At 72.5% G+C, this 18,376-nt stretch carries 19 protein-coding genes and 1 tRNA gene; 14 read left to right on the top strand and 6 right to left on the bottom strand.

Translation table 11 applies throughout. The features are described from left to right. Window positions 1-200 precede the first annotated feature (200 nt). The 5 genes from JK359_RS28705 to JK359_RS28685 all read left to right on the top strand — a co-directional run bounded on the left by JK359_RS28705 (window position 201) and on the right by JK359_RS28685 (window position 4,456). A complete protein-coding gene (locus tag JK359_RS28705) occupies window positions 201-1,220 on the top strand; it encodes a sugar ABC transporter substrate-binding protein (protein ID WP_201841679.1) in 1,020 nt (339 codons plus the stop codon). Continuing rightward, the gene (locus tag JK359_RS28700; protein WP_201841676.1) at window positions 1,220-2,296 is read left to right on the top strand and encodes an ABC transporter permease; all 1,077 of its coding nucleotides are present in this window, start codon (window positions 1,220-1,222) and stop codon (window positions 2,294-2,296) included. Before JK359_RS28705 ends, JK359_RS28700 begins: the two co-directional genes overlap by 1 nt. Window positions 2,297-2,299: 3 nt before the next feature. Beyond that, window positions 2,300-3,211, top strand: coding sequence for an ATP-binding cassette domain-containing protein (locus JK359_RS28695; RefSeq protein WP_201841673.1), 912 nt, complete (start codon window positions 2,300-2,302; stop codon window positions 3,209-3,211). A gap of 2 nt (window positions 3,212-3,213) precedes the next feature. Then, window positions 3,214-4,122, top strand: a complete 909-nt coding sequence (locus tag JK359_RS28690; protein ID WP_201841670.1) for a sugar phosphate isomerase/epimerase family protein — start codon at window positions 3,214-3,216, stop codon at window positions 4,120-4,122. A 139-nt stretch (window positions 4,123-4,261) separates the two neighbouring features. Beyond that, the gene (locus tag JK359_RS28685) at window positions 4,262-4,456 is read left to right on the top strand and encodes a hypothetical protein (RefSeq protein WP_201841667.1); all 195 of its coding nucleotides are present in this window, start codon (window positions 4,262-4,264) and stop codon (window positions 4,454-4,456) included. Window positions 4,457-4,553: 97 nt separating this feature from the next. Here the strand turns inward: JK359_RS28685 and JK359_RS28680 are convergent, their stop codons facing one another. Beyond that, the gene (locus tag JK359_RS28680; RefSeq protein ID WP_201841664.1) at window positions 4,554-5,558 is read right to left on the bottom strand and encodes a Gfo/Idh/MocA family protein; all 1,005 of its coding nucleotides are present in this window, start codon (window positions 5,556-5,558) and stop codon (window positions 4,554-4,556) included. Between the two features lie 14 nt (window positions 5,559-5,572). Further along, window positions 5,573-5,725: a hypothetical protein gene (locus JK359_RS28675; protein ID WP_201842062.1), complete on the bottom strand. Its 153-nt coding sequence runs from the start codon at window positions 5,723-5,725 to the stop codon at window positions 5,573-5,575. A gap of 155 nt (window positions 5,726-5,880) precedes the next feature. On the opposite strand from JK359_RS28675, the gene JK359_RS28670 reads away from it, so the two are divergent. Beyond that, window positions 5,881-6,903 (top strand): LacI family DNA-binding transcriptional regulator, encoded by a 1,023-nt coding sequence (locus tag JK359_RS28670; protein ID WP_201841662.1) that lies wholly within the window; start codon window positions 5,881-5,883, stop codon window positions 6,901-6,903. Here the strand turns inward: JK359_RS28670 and JK359_RS28665 are convergent. Continuing rightward, entirely contained in the window at window positions 6,893-8,044 is a 1,152-nt protein-coding gene (locus JK359_RS28665) for a Gfo/Idh/MocA family protein (protein ID WP_201841659.1), read from the bottom strand. The genes JK359_RS28670 and JK359_RS28665 overlap by 11 nt on opposite strands. A 121-nt stretch (window positions 8,045-8,165) precedes the next feature. On the opposite strand from JK359_RS28665, the gene JK359_RS28660 reads away from it, so the two are divergent. Next, a complete protein-coding gene (locus JK359_RS28660; protein ID WP_201841656.1) occupies window positions 8,166-9,227 on the top strand; it encodes a LacI family DNA-binding transcriptional regulator in 1,062 nt (353 codons plus the stop codon). A gap of 140 nt (window positions 9,228-9,367) precedes the next feature. Here the strand turns inward: JK359_RS28660 and JK359_RS28655 are convergent, their stop codons facing one another. Beyond that, on the bottom strand, window positions 9,368-9,712 hold the full coding sequence (locus tag JK359_RS28655; protein WP_201841653.1) for a cupin domain-containing protein: 345 nt from the start codon (window positions 9,710-9,712) through the stop codon (window positions 9,368-9,370). Between the two features lie 142 nt (window positions 9,713-9,854). On the opposite strand from JK359_RS28655, the gene JK359_RS28650 reads away from it, so the two are divergent. Then, window positions 9,855-10,370, top strand: coding sequence for a hypothetical protein (locus JK359_RS28650; RefSeq protein WP_201841650.1), 516 nt, complete (start codon window positions 9,855-9,857; stop codon window positions 10,368-10,370). Between the two features lie 190 nt (window positions 10,371-10,560). On the opposite strand, the gene JK359_RS28645 is transcribed toward JK359_RS28650, so the two are convergent. Further along, window positions 10,561-11,139, bottom strand: coding sequence for a TetR/AcrR family transcriptional regulator (locus JK359_RS28645; RefSeq protein WP_201841647.1), 579 nt, complete (start codon window positions 11,137-11,139; stop codon window positions 10,561-10,563). Window positions 11,140-11,346: 207 nt separating this feature from the next. On the opposite strand from JK359_RS28645, the gene JK359_RS28640 reads away from it, so the two are divergent. From JK359_RS28640 to JK359_RS28620, 6 genes are all read left to right on the top strand, one after another. Continuing rightward, window positions 11,347-12,774: an MFS transporter gene (locus JK359_RS28640; RefSeq protein WP_201841644.1), complete on the top strand. Its 1,428-nt coding sequence runs from the start codon at window positions 11,347-11,349 to the stop codon at window positions 12,772-12,774. Window positions 12,775-12,819: 45 nt separating this feature from the next. Further along, window positions 12,820-12,896: transfer RNA gene (locus JK359_RS28635), tRNA-Pro, on the top strand. 219 nt (window positions 12,897-13,115) lie between these two features. Further along, a complete protein-coding gene (locus tag JK359_RS39390; protein ID WP_236678608.1) occupies window positions 13,116-13,484 on the top strand; it encodes a hypothetical protein in 369 nt (122 codons plus the stop codon). Between the two features lie 52 nt (window positions 13,485-13,536). Further along, window positions 13,537-15,291: a sodium/solute symporter gene (locus tag JK359_RS28625; RefSeq protein ID WP_201841641.1), complete on the top strand. Its 1,755-nt coding sequence runs from the start codon at window positions 13,537-13,539 to the stop codon at window positions 15,289-15,291. Beyond that, window positions 15,288-15,422 (top strand): hypothetical protein, encoded by a 135-nt coding sequence (locus JK359_RS39950; RefSeq protein WP_269139050.1) that lies wholly within the window; start codon window positions 15,288-15,290, stop codon window positions 15,420-15,422. The genes JK359_RS28625 and JK359_RS39950 overlap by 4 nt, the downstream gene beginning before the upstream one ends. Next, window positions 15,419-16,630 carry a sensor histidine kinase gene (locus tag JK359_RS28620; RefSeq protein ID WP_201841639.1) on the top strand — a complete coding sequence of 404 codons (1,212 nt, stop codon included), beginning with the start codon at window positions 15,419-15,421 and terminating at the stop codon, window positions 16,628-16,630. The genes JK359_RS39950 and JK359_RS28620 overlap by 4 nt, the downstream gene beginning before the upstream one ends. Window positions 16,631-16,764: 134 nt before the next feature. Here the strand turns inward: JK359_RS28620 and JK359_RS28615 are convergent, their stop codons facing one another. Continuing rightward, on the bottom strand, window positions 16,765-18,183 hold the full coding sequence (locus JK359_RS28615) for an amino acid permease (protein WP_201841636.1): 1,419 nt from the start codon (window positions 18,181-18,183) through the stop codon (window positions 16,765-16,767). Window positions 18,184-18,376 lie beyond the last annotated feature (193 nt).

Below are 18,376 nucleotides of genomic sequence, written 5' to 3'. Positions count from 1 at the left end.
CGGTGTACTGGGCTCGTGCCACTCGGCTGCGGGTCCGGCAAGGCGGGGCCGGCCGTCCCATGCTTTGTACTTACATTCTTACCACCGCGTGAAATGATGTCTTAACAAAGTATTGACAGCGGGCTCGGCAGAGGCTTGTATCCCGTCCCAACGCAACAGCGTCCCTTGCCCCGTCGCACGCACAGTGAGGTGCAGGAAAGATGGACCGCTCTTCTCGTCCCCGCTCCCGCGGACTGGCCCCCGTCGTCGCCATGGCCGCCGCGGCAGCCCTCACCCTCGCCGGCTGCTCCAGCAGCTCCGGCGGCAAGAAGGCCGAGGAGGGAGCGGCGAACGCCTCCGCGGGCAAGGCCGACACGCCTCGCATGACCGTCGCGCTGGTCACCCACCAGGCGCCCGGCGACACCTTCTGGGACACCGTCCGCAAGGGCGCCGAGGCCGCGGCGGCCAAGGACAACGTCAAGCTCGTCTACTCCGCCGACCCCAACGCCGGCAACCAGGCCAACTGGGTGCAGAACGCCATCGACCAGAAGGTGGACGGCATCGCGGTCACGCTGGCCAAGCCGGACGCGATGAAGGGTGTGATCGCCAAGGCGCAGCAGGCCGGCATACCCGTGGTCGGCCTCAACTCGGGACTGAGCGACTGGAAGCAACTCGGTCTGCTGGAGTTCTTCGGCCAGGACGAGAGCGTGGCCGGGGAGGCGTTCGGCAAGAAGCTCAACACCACCGGCGCGAAGAAGATCGTCTGCGTGATCCAGGAACAGGGCAACGTGGGCCTCACCCAGCGCTGCGACGGCGTGAAGAAGACGTTCGAGGGCACCACTGACATCCTGTACGTGAACGGCACCGACATGCCCTCCGTGAAGTCGACCATCACGGCGAAGCTGAAGCAGGACAACTCCATCGACACCGTCGTCACCCTCGGCGCGCCCTTCGCCCTCACCGCGACGCAGTCGGTGGGCGACGCGGGCAGCAAGGCGAAGGTGGCCACCTTCGACCTCAACAAGGACCTGGTCAAGGCCGTCAAGAACGGCACGATCGAGTTCGCCGTCGACCAGCAGCCGTACCTCCAGGGCTACCTGGCGGTCGACTCGCTGTGGCTCTACGAGAACAACGGCAACTACAGCGGCGGCGGCGAGCAGCCGGTGCTGACCGGCCCCGCCTTCGTCGACAAGTCCAACGTCGGCAAGGTCGCCGAGTTCGCCGCGAAGGGCACCCGGTGATGAGCATGACCCAGCAGGCTGGTCCGGCGGTGGACAGGCCGCCGGCGTCCGGTCCGAAGGACAAGGACGGCCGCACCGCCCGGCGCCCGCTGGCCCTCAGGCTGCTGGCCCGGCCCGAGGTCGGCGTCTTCCTCGGCGCCGTCGCCGTACTGGTCTTCTTCCTGATCGCGGCGCCCACGGTCCGCCAGGGCAGTTCGATGGCCACGGTGCTCTACCAGTCCTCGACCATCGGCATCATGGCCCTCCCAGTGGCCCTGCTGATGATCGGCGGCGAGTTCGACCTCTCGTCCGGCGTCGCGGTGATCACCTCGGCGCTCACCGCGAGCATGCTCAGCTACCAGCTGACCGTCAACGTGTGGACCGGTGTCGTCGTCGCCCTGATCGTCTCCCTCGCCATCGGGGCCTTCAACGGCTGGATGGTGGTCAGGACCGGGTTGCCCAGCTTCCTGGTCACCCTCGGCACCTTCCTGATCCTCCAAGGGGTCAACCTCGCCGTGACCAAACTGATCACCGGCAACGTCGCCACCGACGACATCAGCGACATGGACGGCTTCGACCAGGCCAAGAAGATCTTCGCGTCGTCCTTCGACGTCGGCGGGGTCCAGGTGAAGATCACCGTGGTCTGGTGGCTGGTCTTCGCGGCCCTCGCCACCTGGGTGCTGCTGCGCACCAAGTACGGCAACTGGATCTTCGCCGTCGGCGGCAACAAGGACAGCGCCCGCGCCGTCGGCGTCCCGGTGAACTTCACCAAGATCACCCTGTTCATGCTGGTCGGCTTCGGCGCCTGGTTCATCGGCATGCACAACCTGTTCTCGTTCAACACCGTGCAGTCGGGCGAGGGCGTCGGCCAGGAGCTGATCTACATCGCCGCGGCCGTCATCGGCGGCTGTCTGCTCACCGGCGGCGCCGGCTCCGCGATCGGCCCGGTCTTCGGCGCGTTCATGTTCGGCATGGTGCAGCAGGGCATCGTCTACGCCAACTGGAACCCCGACTGGTTCAAGGCCTTCCTCGGCGTGATGCTGCTCGGCGCCGTCCTGATCAATCTGTGGGTCCAGCGCACGGCGACCCGGAGGTGACCGATGACTGACAAGACGAACGGAACCCACGGCGCCGTCCTCGAGGACAGCACCCCCGTCCCGGACGGCCCCCTGGTCGAACTGCGCGGCGCCGGCAAGTCCTACGGCAACGTCCGCGCCCTGCACGGCGTCGACCTGAAGGTGCACGCCGGCGAGGTCACGTGCGTGCTCGGCGACAACGGTGCCGGCAAGTCCACCCTCATCAAGATCATCTCGGGGCTGCACCAGCACACCGAGGGCACCTTCCTGGTGGACGGACAGCCGGTGCGGTTCACCAGCCCGCGCGAGGCCCTCGACAAGGGCATCGCCACCGTCTACCAGGACCTGGCCACCGTCCCCCTCATGCCCGTGTGGCGGAACTTCTTCCTCGGCTCCGAGATGACCAAGGGCCCCTGGCCCGTACGCCGGCTCGACATCGCCCGCATGAAGAAGACCGCCGACGAGGAACTGCGCAACATGGGCATCGTCCTGGACGACCTGGAACAGCCCATCGGCACCCTCTCCGGCGGACAGCGGCAGAGCGTGGCCATCGCCCGCGCCGTCTACTTCGGCGCCCGCGTCCTCATCCTGGACGAGCCCACCGCCGCCCTCGGCGTCAAACAGTCCGGCGTGGTGCTCAAGTACATCGCCGCCGCCCGCGACCGCGGCCTGGGCGTCATCTTCATCACCCACAACCCCCACCACGCCTACATGGTCGGCGACCACTTCAGCGTCCTGCGCCTGGGCACCCTCGAACTGTCCGCCTCCCGCGACCAGGTCGGTCTGGAGGAACTGACCAACCACATGGCCGGCGGCGCCGAACTCGCCGCTCTCAAGCACGAACTGGCGCAGGTACGCGGCGTCGACGTGGAGGAACTGCCCGAGGAGGGCGACCTCACCGCACCCGTGGCGACCTCTCCGGAAGGATCCACCTGACCATGGCGCACTCCGCACCGCTGGACCGCATCCGGGTCGGTTCGGCCCCCGACTCCTGGGGCGTCTGGTTCCCCGACGACCCGCAGCAGGTCCCCTGGGAACGCTTCCTGGACGAGGTCTCCGGGGCCGGCTACGACTGGATCGAACTCGGCCCCTACGGCTACCTCCCCACCGATCCGGCACGGCTGTCCGAGGAGGTCGCCCGCCGGAACCTGAAGGTCTCGGCGGGCACGGTCTTCACCGGCATGCACCGCGGCCCCGCCGTCTGGGAGGAGACCTGGGCACACGTCGGCCAGGTCGCCGCGCTCACGCAGGCGATGGGCGCCCGGCACCTGGTGGTGATCCCCTCCTTCTGGCGGGACGACAAGACCGCCGAGATCCTCGAACCGCCCGAGCTGACCGCCGAGCAGTGGGCGCACCTGACCAAGGGCATGGAACGGCTCGGCCACGAGGTCAAGGAGACGTACGGTCTCGACATCGTGGTGCACCCGCACGCCGACACCCACATCGACACCGAGCGGCACGTCGAGCGCTTCCTCGACTCGACCGACTCCGAACTGGTCAACCTCTGCCTCGACACCGGGCACTACGCCTACTGCGGCGGCGACAGCGTCAAGCTGATCGAGACCTACGGCGAGCGCATCGGCTACCTGCACCTCAAGCAGGTCGACCCGGACATCCTCGCGGAGGTCGTCGTGCAGGGTGTGCCGTTCGGGCCGGCCGTGCAGCGAGGGGTGATGTGCGAACCGCCCTCCGGGGTGCCGGAGCTGGGCCCGGTGCTGGCGGCGGCGCAGAAACTGGGCGTGGACCTGTTCGCGATCGTCGAGCAGGACATGTACCCGTGCGAGCCGGACAAGCCGCTGCCGATCGCGGTGCGCACGCGGCGCTTCCTGCGGTCCTGCGGGGCCTGACGGACCACGGCGCACACCTGGACGGGCCGGATCCTGCGCAGTTGCGACGGATTCGGCCCGCCCGCGTCCGGGAACCAAGCGGGGCACGCGGGCGTTGTGGAGGATGACCGGGGGGAGCCCGCGCAGACGGGAGGACGAGATGACACACCGCACGGAACCTCGCACGACACCCCAGGACGCCGCCGAAGCGGCGTCCTTGCGCCGCGACCGCTTCGGCTCGCTGCCCGAGCGGATACGCCCGGAGGACACGGTGGAGACCAAGGCGGCGACCGTGCCCGACCCGGCGCGGGACACGTACAACCCGGACGAGTGGCTCATCCGGTACTGCGGCTGAGCCGCGGGGGACCACGGCTGAGGCACGCCACTGCGCCGGGACGCGGGTGCGGCGCCGGGCGGATACCCGGCGCCGCACATCGCGTCCCGCCGCGGGCTCAGCTCCGGCGCACCTCCGCGAGTGTCACCGGCCGGTGCTCGTGCAGCGACAGGGTGCAGGCCTCCGCGATCCAGCCGGCCTCCAGCGCGTCCTCGACGGTGCAGGGGGAGGGCCGGGTGCCCGACACGACCTCGGTGAACGCGGTCAGTTCGGCGCGGTAGGCGTCGGTGAAGCGGTCCATGAAGAAGTCGTGCGGGGTACCGGACGGGAAGGTCACGCCGGGCTCGACCGAGCGCAGCGGCAGCTTGTCGTCCAGGCCGACGGCGATCGAGTCCGTGAAGCCGTGCACCTCCATGCGGACGTCGTAACCGCGGGCGTTGTGCCGCGAGTTGGACACCACCGCGATCGTGCCGTCGTCCAGGGTGAGGACCGCCCCGGTGGTGTCGGCGTCGCCCGCCGCCCGGATGTAGTCGGCGCCCCGGTTGCCGCCGACCGCGTACACCTCGGTGACCTCACGGCCCGTGACCCAGCGGATGATGTCGAAGTCGTGCACGGAGCAGTCCCGGAAGATGCCACCGGACGCGGCGACGTACGCGGCCGGCGGCGGCGCCGGGTCCAGGGTCGTGGACCGGACCGTGTGCAGCGTGCCCAGCTCACCGGCCCGTACGGCGGCCCGCGCGGCGGCGAAGCCCGCGTCGAAGCGCCGGTTGTAGCCGATCTGGATCGGCACGCCGCTGTCCCGCACGGACTCCAGCACCGCGACGCCCTCCGCCATGGTGCGGGCCACCGGCTTCTCGCAGAAGACCGGCACCCCGGCCTCGACACCGGCCCGGATCAGCGCCGGATGGGCGTCGGTGGCCGCGGCGACGACGAGGCCGTCGACACCGGCCGCCAGGAGGGCCTCCGGTGAGTCCGCCACCTCGGCCCCGAACCGTTCCGCGGCGGCCTTGGCCGCGTCCGCGAACGGGTCGGCGACGACGAGCGACTCGACGGCGTCCAGTCCGGAGAGGGTTTCGGCGTGGAAGGCGCCGATGCGGCCGAGACCGAGAATTCCGATGCGCATGGGGCGTGCAACTCCTAGGTTCCTGGCAAGGACGAGGGGACGGGGAAGAAGGGCCGGTCGAGGGCGCCCAGGACGTTCCGGTCCCAGTCGGTCACCGGGCCGGTGACCACCCCGGACCGGTCGGACGGCAGCAAGAGCACGACGACCTTGTCGTCGGGAAGGACCATGCCCCCTCCGCCCTTTCGGCTCCCGCTCCGCTCGGCGGCGGCCCGAGGTCCGCGCCTTCCGGTCACGGGCGCGACTCGGCCCTGTCATTCTTGTCAGTACAAAGCCCTCGAACAACCAGCACACAGCCATCAAAAACCCCTCAAGGAGCCGGTCCATGGGCCATCCGTTCCCGATCCGGGAGATCGCGCGTCAGGCCGGACTCAGCGAGGCCACCGTCGACCGGGTGCTGAACGGCAGGGGAGGGGTGCGCGAGAGCACCGCGCGGGAGGTGCACCGGGCCATCGCCGATCTGGACCGGCAGCGCACCCAGGTCCGGCTGACCGGCCGCTCCTTCATGGTCGACATCGTGGTGCAGGCACCCGAGCGCTTCACCACCGCCGTGCGTGCCGCCCTGGAGGCCGAGCTGCCGGCGCTGCACCCGGCGGTGGTCCGCTCCCGGTTCCACTTCCGTGAGACCGGCCCGGCCGGGGAGCAGATCGCGACGCTGGACCGGATCGCCCGGCGCGGCTCGCAGGGCGTGATCCTCAAGGCGGCGGACGTCCCCGAGGTCACCGCCGCCGTCGGCCGGCTCACCGCCGCCGGCATCCCGGTGGTCACCCTCGTCACCGACCTGCCCGCGAGCGGGCGCGTCGCCTATGCCGGCATCGACAACCGGGCCGCAGGCGCCACCGCCGCGTACCTGACCGGCCAGTGGCTCGGCGACCGGCCCGGCCATGTCCTCACCAGCCTCAGCAGCGGCTTCTTCCGCAACGAGGAGGAGCGTGAGATGGGCTTCCGCAGCGTGATGCGCGCCCGCCACCCCGAGCGCACCCTCGTGGAGACCGCCGGGGGACAGGGCCTGGACGCCACGCAGTACGACCTGGTGCGCGCGGCCCTCGAGCGCGACCCGGAGATCCGGGCGGTGTACTCCATCGGCGGCGGCAACAACGCGACCCTCCGGGCGTTCGCCGACCTCGGACGGGAATGCGCGGTGTTCGTGGCCCACGATCTCGACCACGAAAACACCCGCCTGCTGCGCGAGCACCGGCTGTCCGCCGTGCTCCACCACGACCTGCGGCACGATCTGCGCGAGGCCTGTCACGAGGTGATGCGCTTCCACGGCGCGCTGCCGCCCGCGGGGCCGCTGCCGCCGTCGGCGATCCAGGTGGTCACGCCGTACAACATGTCTACAGGCTGACCCATCGGCCGCTCTCCGCCGACTGCGCCATGGCGTCGAGCACGGTCGCGCTGTGCACCGCGTCGGCGAGGGTGGTGCCGTACGGGGTGCCCTCGGCGACGGAGCGCACGAAGCGGTAGGCCTCGATCACCTTCAGGTCGTCGTAGCCCATCGCATTGGCCGCGCCCGGCTGGAACGCGGCGAACTCGCCGGCGCCCGGGCCGACGTAGACCGTGCTGACCGGCTGGTCCTGGTAGGTCGTACCGCGGCTCACGCCCAGCTCGTTCATGCGGCGGAAGTCCCAGAACACCGCGCCCCTGGTCCCGTGCACCTCGAAGCCGTAGGCGTTCTGCTCACCGACCGAGACCCGGCAGGCCTCCAGCACCCCGCGGGCACCGGAGGAGAACCGCAGCAGGCAGCTGACGTAGTCCTCGTTCTCGACGGGGCCCGGCTCGCCGCCCGAGGCCAGGGCGTGGCCGGCCGTCGCACCGCTCGGCCGGGCTCGCTCCGGGAGGAACACCGCGGTGTCGGCGGTGAGCGAGGCGATGTCTCCGAGCAGGAACCGGGCCAGGTCGGCGCCGTGCGAGGCCAGGTCGCCGAGCACCCCGCTGCCGCCGCGTTCACGCTCGTAGCGCCAGGTCAGGGCGCCGTCCGGGTGGGCCGCGTAGTCGCTGAACAGACGGATGCGGGCATGGGTGACCGTGCCGATCTCGCCGGAGGCGATCAGGTCGCGGGCGGCCTCCACGGCGGGCGCGTTGCGGTAGTTGAAGCCGACCGTGCCCTGCACACCGGCATCGGCGACAGCGGCGGCGACCGCGCGGGCGTCGTCCGCGGTCAGGCCGACCGGCTTCTCGATCCACAGGTGCTTGCCGGCCTCGGCCATCGCCACGCCGATCTCCCGGTGCAGGAAGTTCGGCGCGGTGACGCTGACGGCCCGCACACGCGGGTCGGCTGCCACCTCGCGCCAGTCACGGGTAGCCGAGGCGAACCCGAACCGCTCGGCCGCCTCCTCGGCCCGCCCCGGCACCTCCTCGGCGACCGTGACCAGCCGGGGCCGCAGCGGGAGATGCGGGTAGTGGTGCGGGAGCCGGGCGTACGCCTGGGTGTGCACCCGGCCCATCCAGCCGAACCCGATGACGGCGACACCGAGCGCATCCACCATGGCAGCCCTCTTTCCCGTCTGTTTGGACCGGTCCATCTTCTGTGCGGCCCACCTTTGTGCGGACATGCGCTGGGTGTCAACCCTTTGACAGGTCGGCACGCCGCATGGAACGGTCCATGGCATGAGACCGCCGACGATCCGTGACGTGGCCGAACGGGCCGGAGTCTCGAAGTCGCTGGTCTCCCTGGTGCTGCGCGGCTCCGGCCCGGTGCGCCCCGAGAAGCGGGAGGCGGTCCTGCGGGCCGTGCGCGAGCTGGGCTACCGGCCCAACGCGGCGGCGCGCAGCCTCAGCGAGCAGCGCACCCGCACCGTCGGGGTCCTCCTGGACGATCTGCGCAATCCGTGGTTCGTGGAGCTGCTCGACGGCCTCAACTCGCTGCTGCACGCGGCCGGTCTGCACATGCTCCTGGCGGACGCCCGCCTGAACCGGCGGATGGGCCACGACCTCGCCGAGCCCTTCCTGGACCTGGGCGTCGACGGCCTGGTCGTGGTCGGCACGGTCCCGGACGCGGGCGGGCTCGGCGCGCTCGCGCGTCGGATGCCGGTGGTCGTGGCGGGTGCCCGCGAACCGCAGCCGGCGGGCGTGGACGTCGTCGCCGGCGACGACGAGCAGGGCGCCCGGCTCGCCACGGAACATCTGCTCGGCCTCGGGCACCGCCGGATCGCCCATCTCGCCGGGCACGGCGAGGTCGGCGCCCTGCGCAGGCGCGGATTCGAGACGGCGATGCGGGCGCACGGCGCGGAACCGCTCGTCGAGCCCGGCGACCTGACCGAGGAGGGCGGCCACCGGGGGGCCGTACGCCTGCTCAGCCGCCCCGAGCCGCCCACGGCGGTGTTCGCCGTCAACGACATGGCCGCGGTGGGCGCCCTCTCCGCGGCCGGGGAACTGGGCCTGGAGGTGCCCCGCGAGCTGTCGGTCACCGGGTACGACAACACCAGCATCTCCCGGCTGCGGCACCTCTGGCTGACCACCGTCGACACGGCACCGCACGAGGCCGGCCGCCGCGCCGCCCGCTGCCTCCTGGACCGCCTGGCCGGCCACGGCGGCGCGGGGACCGTCCACCTGTCGCCGCCCACGCTCCAGGTACGGGGGACGACGGGGCCGCCGGCCGAGGACTCCGGCAGGCCGGGGCGCCAGGCGCACCGCCCTGCGTCGTCCGGCCCCGGCCGCGCTGTGCCGTAGCCGCCGCGGCCGTACGCCCCGGCCGCGGCGGTCCGGTCCTGGCCGCGCTGTGCCGTAGCCGCCGCGGCCCTACGCCCGGCCGTCGTGGTCCGGGGCCGCACCACCTGCCGCAGGCTGCAACCCGGCCCGCCGCCGGCTGTTCAGAGGTTGATCGCGTACGCCTTGCGCAGCGTCTCGTGCACGGTCCACGTCGTACGGTCGCCGGCGCGGAGCACCGCCATGTCGCCGGGGCCCACCCGGAGCGTCGGGCCGTCCTCGAACTCGATCGTCGCCGAGCCGCTGACCACCACGAACAGCTCGTCCGCCTCCGTGTCGGTGACCACGCCGGGGGTGATCTGCCAGATCCCGCGGATCTGACGGCCGTCCGGCGACTCCCAGACCACCTTCCCGGTCACCTCCGGGTTCCCGGAGACGATCTGTTCCGGGGCGAGGGGCTCGGGTTCGAGGTCGGCGTCCGGGATGTGGAGCGCGAAACTGTGCGTCATGCGGCCGACCCTAGTCGGCGCGCGAGCCGGGCCGCCGTGGACAGTGTGTGGGGCATCGTGCCTGGTCGCGGGACACTTCGTCGGGCGGGGGCGGACGGTGTGCCCGCTGGCGGGGGCGCGGGGGCCGGGCGATCGTGGGGGAATGGCTGACTCACCGGCGCCCGCCGGTGCACCGCACCGGCAGCACGACACGCGCGAGGTCGTCCTCTTCGGCGGCGTGTACGGCGCCGTCCTCGCCAGCTCGATGGTCGCGGCGCTCACCCGGTACGGGCACACGTCCGCCGAGGTCCGCGGATACGACGCCGCCTGGGTGCTGGTGACCGCGTTCGCCTCCGCACTGGCCCACGGATACGCCCACTACATCGCCGAGCGTGCCCCGCACCGGCGGTGGGACGTCCTGCGCGCCATGCGCGACGAGTGGTCGCTCGTGGCGGCCGTGGTGCCCACGGTCTTCCTGCTCGCGGGAGCGCGGTGGAAGTGGTGGACCGCGAACGGCGTCGAGTACGCGGCGTTCGTGCTCAACATCGTCATCCTGTTCGCGCTCGGCATCCTCACCGCCCGCTGGTCGGCGCGGAGCTGGCCGGCCGCCGTCCTGATGGGGCTCGGGGACGCCCTGCTCGGGCTCGTCGTGGTGGTGGCCAACGCCTTCATCAAGTAGGCGAACGACGGGGACGCCCACGGAAAGCGGGCGCCCGCGGCGCGGGCGTGCCGCGAGCCCGCGTCCGGGACGCGGGCTCGCGGCACCGGACGGGTCGGGTGCCGGTGCGGACCCCGGCCAGGGGTGTGGAGCACCGGACGGGTCGGGTGCCGGTGCGGACCCCGGCCGGGGGTGTGGGGCACCGGGTGGGTCAGGTGCGGGTGCGGACCCCGTCCAGGGCGATCGCGAGGACCCGGTCGCGCTGGGCGTTGTCCTCGAACGCCGTCGCCGTGATTCCGGCGACCATGCGGAGCAGATCGCCGAAGTCCATGTCCGTCCGGGCGACCCCGGCCTGCTGCGCGCGCTCCAGGAGCGGACCGCCGGCCGCGTACATGGACTCGCGGCAGGACTGGAAGATGTCCGACTCGCCGTCGAGGGCCTCCCGGACGGCGCGCTTGGTGACCATGTATCCGGCGAACCGGTTCAGCCAGGCCGTCAGTGCCTCCCACGGCTCCCGGTCCGCGACCTCGAGCGCTGCCGCGCACAGGGTGTTGACCTCGTCCGCGTAGACGCTCTCGAAGAGGTCGCGGCGGGTCGGGAAGTTGCGGTACAGGGTGCCGACGCCGACGCCGGCCCGGCGGGCGATGTCCTCCAGGGCGGCGTCGGAGCCGTGCTCCGCGAAGGCCTCGCGCGCGGCGTCGATCAGGGCGTCGTAGTTGCGGGCGGCGTCCTTACGGTGCGGCCGGCGGGCCGCCACGATCTCGCTGACGGGGAACGGCGTTGCCGTCACTGCTGCCTCCCGGAGGGGCGTGGATTGAAACGGAGGGTCACCTCCGCTACAGTGGAGGGGTACCTCCACTTTACCGTGTGGAGGGCGGTTCCGCCGTGGCCCTACCCGGCCCGCTCGCCCCCTCCGTGCACCGGCGCACGGCCCGTACGGCCGTGCCGTGTCCTCGTACTCGACCCTCCGCTTCCCTGATCTCGGAGAGGCTCCCGAATGCCCCGCACCTCCACCCGCCTCACCTTCGCGGTCCTCGCGACCGGTGCCGGCGTCTTCTCCATGCTGCAGTCGCTGATCGCGCCGGCCCTGCCGACCGTCCAGCACGCCCTGCACACCTCCCAGTCCACCGCGACCTGGGTGATGACGGCCTACCTGCTGTCCGCCTCGGTCTTCACCCCGATCCTCGGCCGGGTCGGCGACCTCGTCGGCAAGAAGCGCACGCTCGTCGCCGTGCTGCTGGCCGTACTCGCCGGATGCCTCATCGCCGCGCTGGCCCCGGACATCGGCGTCCTCATCGTCGCCCGGGTCGTCCAGGGCGTCGGCGGCGCACTGTTCCCGCTGTCCTTCGGCATCATCCGCGACGAGTTCGCCCCGGCCGAGGTGCCCGGCAGCATCAGCAACCTCTCCGCGGTGATCGCCGCGGGCGGCGGTGTCGGCATCGTGGCCGCCGGCCCGATCGTCTCCGCGCTGGACTACCGCTGGCTGTTCTGGATACCGGTCGCCATCGTCGCCGCCACCGCCCTGATCGCCCTGCGCTATGTGCCCGAATCGCCCAAGAGGGCTCAGGGCAAGGTCAGTTGGCTGGGGGCCGTGCTGCTCTCCGCCTGGCTGGTGGCCCTGTTGCTGCCGCTGAGCCAGGCCGGTCAGTGGGGCTGGGGCTCACCGAAGGTGCTCGGCCTGTTCACCGCCGCCGCCCTCCTGTTCGCCCTGTGGCTGACCACCGAGGCCCGGTCCCGCACCCCGCTCATCGACCTGCGTGTGATGCGGCTGCCGGCGGTGTGGACGACCAACGCGGCCGCCCTGCTGTTCGGTGCCGGCATGTACGCCATCTGGTCCTTCCTGCCCGGCTTCCTCCAGACGCCGACCGCCGCCGGCTACGGGTTCGGCGCCGGCGTCACCGCCTCCGGTCTGCTGCTGCTCCCGATGCTGGTCGCGATGTTCCTCTCCGGTGTCCTCTCGGGCCGTCTGGAACCCCGCGTCGGTGCGAAGGCGCTGCTCACCACGGGAGCCGCGCTCGGCGCGCTGGCCTGCGGATTCCTCACCCTCTGGCATGACGCGCAATGGCAGGTCGCGGTCGTCGCGGGCCTGTTCGGGCTCGGCATCGGCCTGGCCTTCGCCTCCATGGCCAACCTCATCGTGGGCAGCGTGCCGCCCGAGCAGACCGGCGCCGCGACCGGCATGAACGCCAACATCCGCACCATCGGCGGCTCCATCGGCGCCGCGCTCACCAGCGTCCTGGTCACCGGCCGGCTGCAGCCCTCGGGCCTGCCGTACGAATCCGGCTACACCCACGGCTGGGCCCTGCTCGCCCTGCTCTGCCTCGCCGCGTCGGGCGCCGCGCTCCTCGTCCCGGTCCGCCGCTCCGGCCACCCGGCGGAGGCCGCCGCACCGGAGGCGGTACGGGCACCCGCGCGGGTGCGGTAGGGTTGACCTGCGTGATCACGCGGATCGACCTGCGTGAGACCGCAACGGGACGTGGCGCAGCTTGGTAGCGCACTTGACTGGGGGTCAAGGGGTCGCAGGTTCAAATCCTGTCGTCCCGACCATGCTTTCAGCAGGTCGGAGGCCGTTCTCTCACAGATGGGAGGACGGCCTTCCGTGTGTCCGGAGCCCTGGTGGTCGCAGGGTGGTCGCACGTCCGGTCCGTGGCCGCCGGCATTGGCGCCGACGGCCGACGGTGAGGCGTGACCGGAAGCTGTCCCTCGGCATTCTTGATGCGTACACTCCACTGCGAAGTGTGATCATCGCGGGCCGGAGGGCGCGGCATGGGTGCACCTGGGACTCCTCGACGTGAAGTGGTCACGGGGGCGCCGCGCCCCCCTCGCACGGCCCCCGGGCCCGTCCGCCCGTACGCGGAGGACCCCGCCGTCGACACCGCCGCCGTCCGGGCCCTGATACGCCGCCAGTTCCGGCTGTCCGCCTCGGCGTCCGGGCTGCTCGTCGCCCTGGTCGGACTGCTGCCCCTCGCGTTCACCGCCCTGCCCGATCCCGCTGCCTGGCCGGGCAGCGCCCTGATCGTCTGGGCCGTCCTCGGGGTCGCCGTCTACCCCGCCCTCGTCCTCATCGGCCGCTGGTACGTCGTACGCGCCGAACGCAACGAGCGGGACACCGCGGACCCGGTCGAGAGGGCCTGACGGTGACCGGCGCCCGGCCGCGCGGGCCCGGCCGCGGACCCGGGGCCGCCGGGTGAACCAGACCTACGGTGTGGTGGCCGTGTCCGCGGCCGTTGTCGTGACCCTCGTGATCGGTTCGACGGGCCTGCGCATCTCCCGCACCACCTCGGACTTCTACGTCGCCTCGCGCACGGTCCCGCCGTACCTCAACGCCATGGCCATCAGCGGCGAGTACCTCTCGGCGGCCTCCTTCCTCGGCATCGCCGGACTCGTCGTGGCGCAGGGCGTGGAGATGCTCTGGTTCCCCGTCGGTTACGCCGCCGGCTACCTCGTGCTGCTCGCGTTCGTCGCCGCCCCGCTGCGCCGCTCCGGGGCCTACACGCTGCCCGACTTCGCCGACGTGCGACTGGAGTCCAGGGCCGCCCGGCGCGTCGCCAGCGTGCTCGTCGTCGGCGTCGGCTGGCTCTACCTGCTGCCCCAGCTCCAGGGCGCGGGCCTCACCCTCGGTCTCGTCACCGGCGCGCCGCGCTGGCTCGGCGGAGCGCTCGTCGCCGTCGTCGTCGCCCTCGCCGTGGCCGCCGGCGGCATGCGCAGCATCACCTTCGTGCAGGCGTTCCAGTACTGCCTGAAGCTGACCGCGCTCCTCGTGCCCGCCCTCTTCCTGGTCCTCGCCTGGCACGGCGACCCGCACCCCGGCGCCGCCCTCGACGAACCGCCGACCTTCCGCCGGCACACCCAGGTCACCGTCGACGACACCGTCCGCCTCAGGATCCGGGAACCGCTGCGGGCCGTCGCGTCCGGCGCCGTCGACGGCAAGCGCTACGACGACGAACGTCTGGCGCTCGAACCGGGCGTCCACGAGGTCCGTGCCGGGACGGCACTCCGCTTCCCGCCGGGCGCCCCGGTGCCGGCGCGTGAGAGCGGCGACGGCCGGGGCGGCGGCGCCTCCAGCTGGGCGGCACCGCTGTCGGGCGGCAGGGACGAGCACCCGCTGTACACGACGTACGGCCTGATATTCGCCACCTTCCTCGGCACCATGGGGCTGCCCCACGTGCTCGTCCGCTTCTACACCAACCCCGACGGCCGGGCCGCCCGGCGCACCACCGTGATCGTGCTCGCCCTGGTCGGCGGCTTCTACCTGCTGCCGCCCCTCTACGGCCTCCTGGGCCGGATCTACGCCCCCGACCTGCTGCTCACCGGCAACACGGACGCCGCGGTCCTCGTCCTGCCGGAACGTCTCGTGGGCGGCGCCGCAGGCGACCTGCTCGGCGCCCTGATCGCCGCCGGTGCCTGTGCCGCCTTCCTCTCCACCGCATCGGGGCTCACCCTCTCCGTCGCGGGCGTGCTCAGCCAGGACGTGCTGCCCTCGCTCGGCGTCCGCCACTTCCGGCTGGCGACCCTGCTGGCCGTCGCCGTTCCCCTCACCGTGAGCACCGCCGCCGGAAAGCTCCCCGTCGCCAACGCCGTGGGGCTCGCCTTCGCGGTGGCCGCCTCGTCGTTCTGCCCGCTGCTGGTGCTCGGCATCTGGTGGCGCGGACTCACCGCGCCCGGTGCGATCGCCGGACTCCTCACCGGAGGGGGCAGCGCCCTCACCGCGGTCGCCCTGACCATCGCCGGGCCGTTCGCCGACGGCTGGCTGCACACGCTGCTCGCCTGGCCGGCGGTGTGGTCGGTGCCGCTCGGCTTTCTCACCATGGTCCTGGTCTCGCTGGCCACCCGGGACCGGATCCCGGCCGGCACCGACGCGGCCATGGCCCGCCTCCACCTGCCCGAACGCCCGGCCGGCCGGGGCGTGCCCGCCACCCGCCGAGGAGTGACGACCCGATGACGACCCCCCTGCCCGCCGCCCTCCGGCCCACCACCGCGGAGCCGTCCGCCGTGCGGCCCACCCCCCTGGAGCCCGCCGCTCGGCCACCCGTCATCCCGGAGCGGCCCGCCACCTACCGGACCCGTACGTGACCGGGCTCCTCCTCGCCGCCGCGGTCGGCGCACTGCTCTTCGCCGCGGGACTCGCCGCCGGACGGCTCCTGGCACACCGGGCCGCCCAGGCCGGAGCGGACCTCGGCACGCCCGTGGAACGCGCCACCTTCCAGACCCTGCATACCGCCTCCGCCGCCGCGCCCCCGCTGCGCGCCGGACTCACCGAGGACGCGGCCCGCAAGGCGGTACGCCGGCTCCGCCCGCTGTTCGGCCCGGCCGCGCTCGGTCTCACCGCCGAGGACCGGCTGCTGGCCTGGGACGGGCCGGGCCGGCACCACGAGGAGGCGGCCCTGGAACGGGTCCGCCACGTGCTGGACACCGGCCGCACCCAGACCTTCGCCGTCACCTGCCAGGTCCCGGACTGCCCGGTGCGCAGGGGCGCGGCCGCGCCGCTCACGGTCGACGGGCGCGTGCTCGGTGCCCTCGTCGTGCTCGGCGTCGAGGAGTCGGCGTCCGCGGTCCGGGCCACCGAGGAGGTGGCCCGCTGGGTGTCCGTACAGCTCGAACTCGCCGACCTCGACCGGACCCGCACCGGACTGATCGAGGCGGAGATCCGGGCCCTGCGCGCCCAGATCTCCCCGCACTTCATCTACAACTCGCTGGCCGCGATCGCCTCGTTCGTCCGCACCGACCCCGAGCGTGCCCGCGAACTCCTGCTGGAGTTCGCCGACTTCACCCGCTACTCCTTCCGCCGTCACGGTGACTTCACCACGCTGGCCGAGGAGCTGCGCTCCATCGAGCAGTTCCTGGAACTGGTCCGCGCCCGCTTCGGGCAGCGGCTGGAGGTGACCCTGCAGATCGCCCCCGAGGTGCTGCCCGTGGCGGTGCCCTTCCTGTGCCTGCAGCCGCTGGTGGAGAACGCGGTCAAGCACGGACTGGAGGAGAGCGTCGAGCGCAGCCGGATCGGCATCACCGCGCGGGACGAGGGGGCGCTGGCCCGCATCGTCATCGAGGACAACGGGGTCGGCATGGAACCGGACCGGCTCCGCCGGATCCTGCGCGGGGCGGACGGCTCCCCGGCGGGCACCGGGCTGCGGAACGTGGACGAGCGGCTGCGGCAGGTCTACGGGGACGACCACGGTCTGGTGATCGAGACCGGCGTCGGAGCCGGGATGAAGATCACGATGCGCATTCCCAAGTACCGGCCGGGCGTGCGCAGCGCGCCCCCGCACACCGCGTCACGATGAGACGGGCAGCGGCGGCGCCGTGAACGGGTGGTCGCGCCAGAGCCGTCGGGAGGTCTCGTCCGGGCAGGCGGTGACGGACGGCGGGGCGTCGCGTCGAAGAGTCATCCGCCGCACGCCCGGCGAGGGCCGGCGAATCACGGCACCTCTACCGCCGGTGCCTGCTTGCGCCGGCGCCGCCCCGCCATCACCGCGTAGACGATGATCCCGGCGAACAGGAACAGCACGCCCTGGTAGACCGCCGCATAGCCGGCGCCCGCCATCAGCCAGACCGAGAACACGGCGGCCACCGCGGTGATCACCGAGTCCCGCACCAGCCGTCCCTTGTCGACCGCCTCGGGCCGGCCGGCGACGAGGTGGAAGATCTGCGCGGCGGCGGCCAGCAGGTACGGCACCGTCGCGGTGAACGTGGTGACCAGAACCAGGATCTCGAAGACCTTGCCCGAGCCCGAGCAGTAGTTGTAGACGGTGAGCAGCGAGGCGAGGACGACGGTCACACCGACACCGACCGTGGGAACGCCCCGCCGCCTGCGGGTGAAGGCGCTCGGGAACAGCCCGTCGCGGGCCGCCGCGTACGGCGTCTGCGCGCTCAGCAGCGTCCAGCCGTTGAGGCAGCCGGTCATCGACACGAGCGCGGCGAGCGCCACGGCCGTACCGCCCCAGCTGCCGCCGAACATGGTGTTCACGGCGTCCGAGAACGGCGCGGCCGAGGCCACCAGACGCTCGTGCGGGACCGTGCCGAACACGGACAGCGTGCCCAGCAGGTACACCAGGGCGGCGCCCGCGGTGCCGATGACGGTGGCGCGCCCCACGTTGCGGCGGGCGTCCCGGACCTCGCCGGCACTGACCGCGGCCGACTCCACACCCAGGTAGGAGAAGAGCAGCAGGGCGGCGGAGGCCGACACCGCGCCGATCGCGCTGTGCCCGCCGGCGTTGAACGGCCCGAGCCGCGACGGATCGAAGAAGAACAGCCCGCCGACCGCGACCAGCAGCAGCGGCACGAACTTCAGCACCGTGGACACCAGCTGGACGGCGCCCACATAGCGGGTGCCGGCGAAGTTGGCGAGGGCGGGCAGCCACTGGAGGGTCAGGGCGGCCAGGCAGGCGGTCCAGCGGTGGCCGGTGACCGGGATCAGCACGTCCAGGTAGCCGACGGCGGCGACGGCGAGCGCCGCGTTCGACACCCAGGTGGTGATCCAGTACGACCAGGCCGCGAGGAAGCCCGCGAAGTCGCCGAACGCCTCACGCGCGTAGACGTAGGGCCCGCCGGTGCGGGGGTCGCGGGCGGCGAGCCGGCCGAAGACCAGGGCGAGCGCGACGGCTCCCACGGTCAGGACGACGAAGGCGACCAGGCTGACCGTGCCGTACGGGGCGATGGAGGCGGGCAGCAGGAAGATGCCGCCGCCGATGATGTTGCCCATGACCAGCGCGGTGGCGACGGGCAGGCCGAACCTGCGGGCATGCCTTCCGGCGTCGCCGTGCGGTTCCTCGATGTGAGCCGCGGGGGTCTCCGCGGAGGCCGGAGCCGGCTGCGTGGCGGTTCCGGTGCTGTGCATGGGTGGTGCGCCTCTCATGGAACTGACGTTCCCGGGATCGCCGGGACCGGGCCATGGTCGGGGATGCACCGATGTGCCGCAAAATCGCCGCTTCTTGTCCCGTGGAGACGGCCTGAGCATGCAAAAAACGTCGCGTGGCGGCCTTCGCGCCGCCAGATGTCCGGTGCCGGCCGCGGGGGGGGGGGGGGGGGGG

This window comes from Streptomyces actinomycinicus (assembly GCF_016741775.1).
GTDB classification, from domain to species: Bacteria; Actinomycetota; Actinomycetes; order Streptomycetales; family Streptomycetaceae; genus Streptomyces; species Streptomyces actinomycinicus.
The sequence above is the reverse complement of the archived record's forward strand: the minus strand, read 5'-3'. Positions and strand labels throughout refer to the sequence as shown.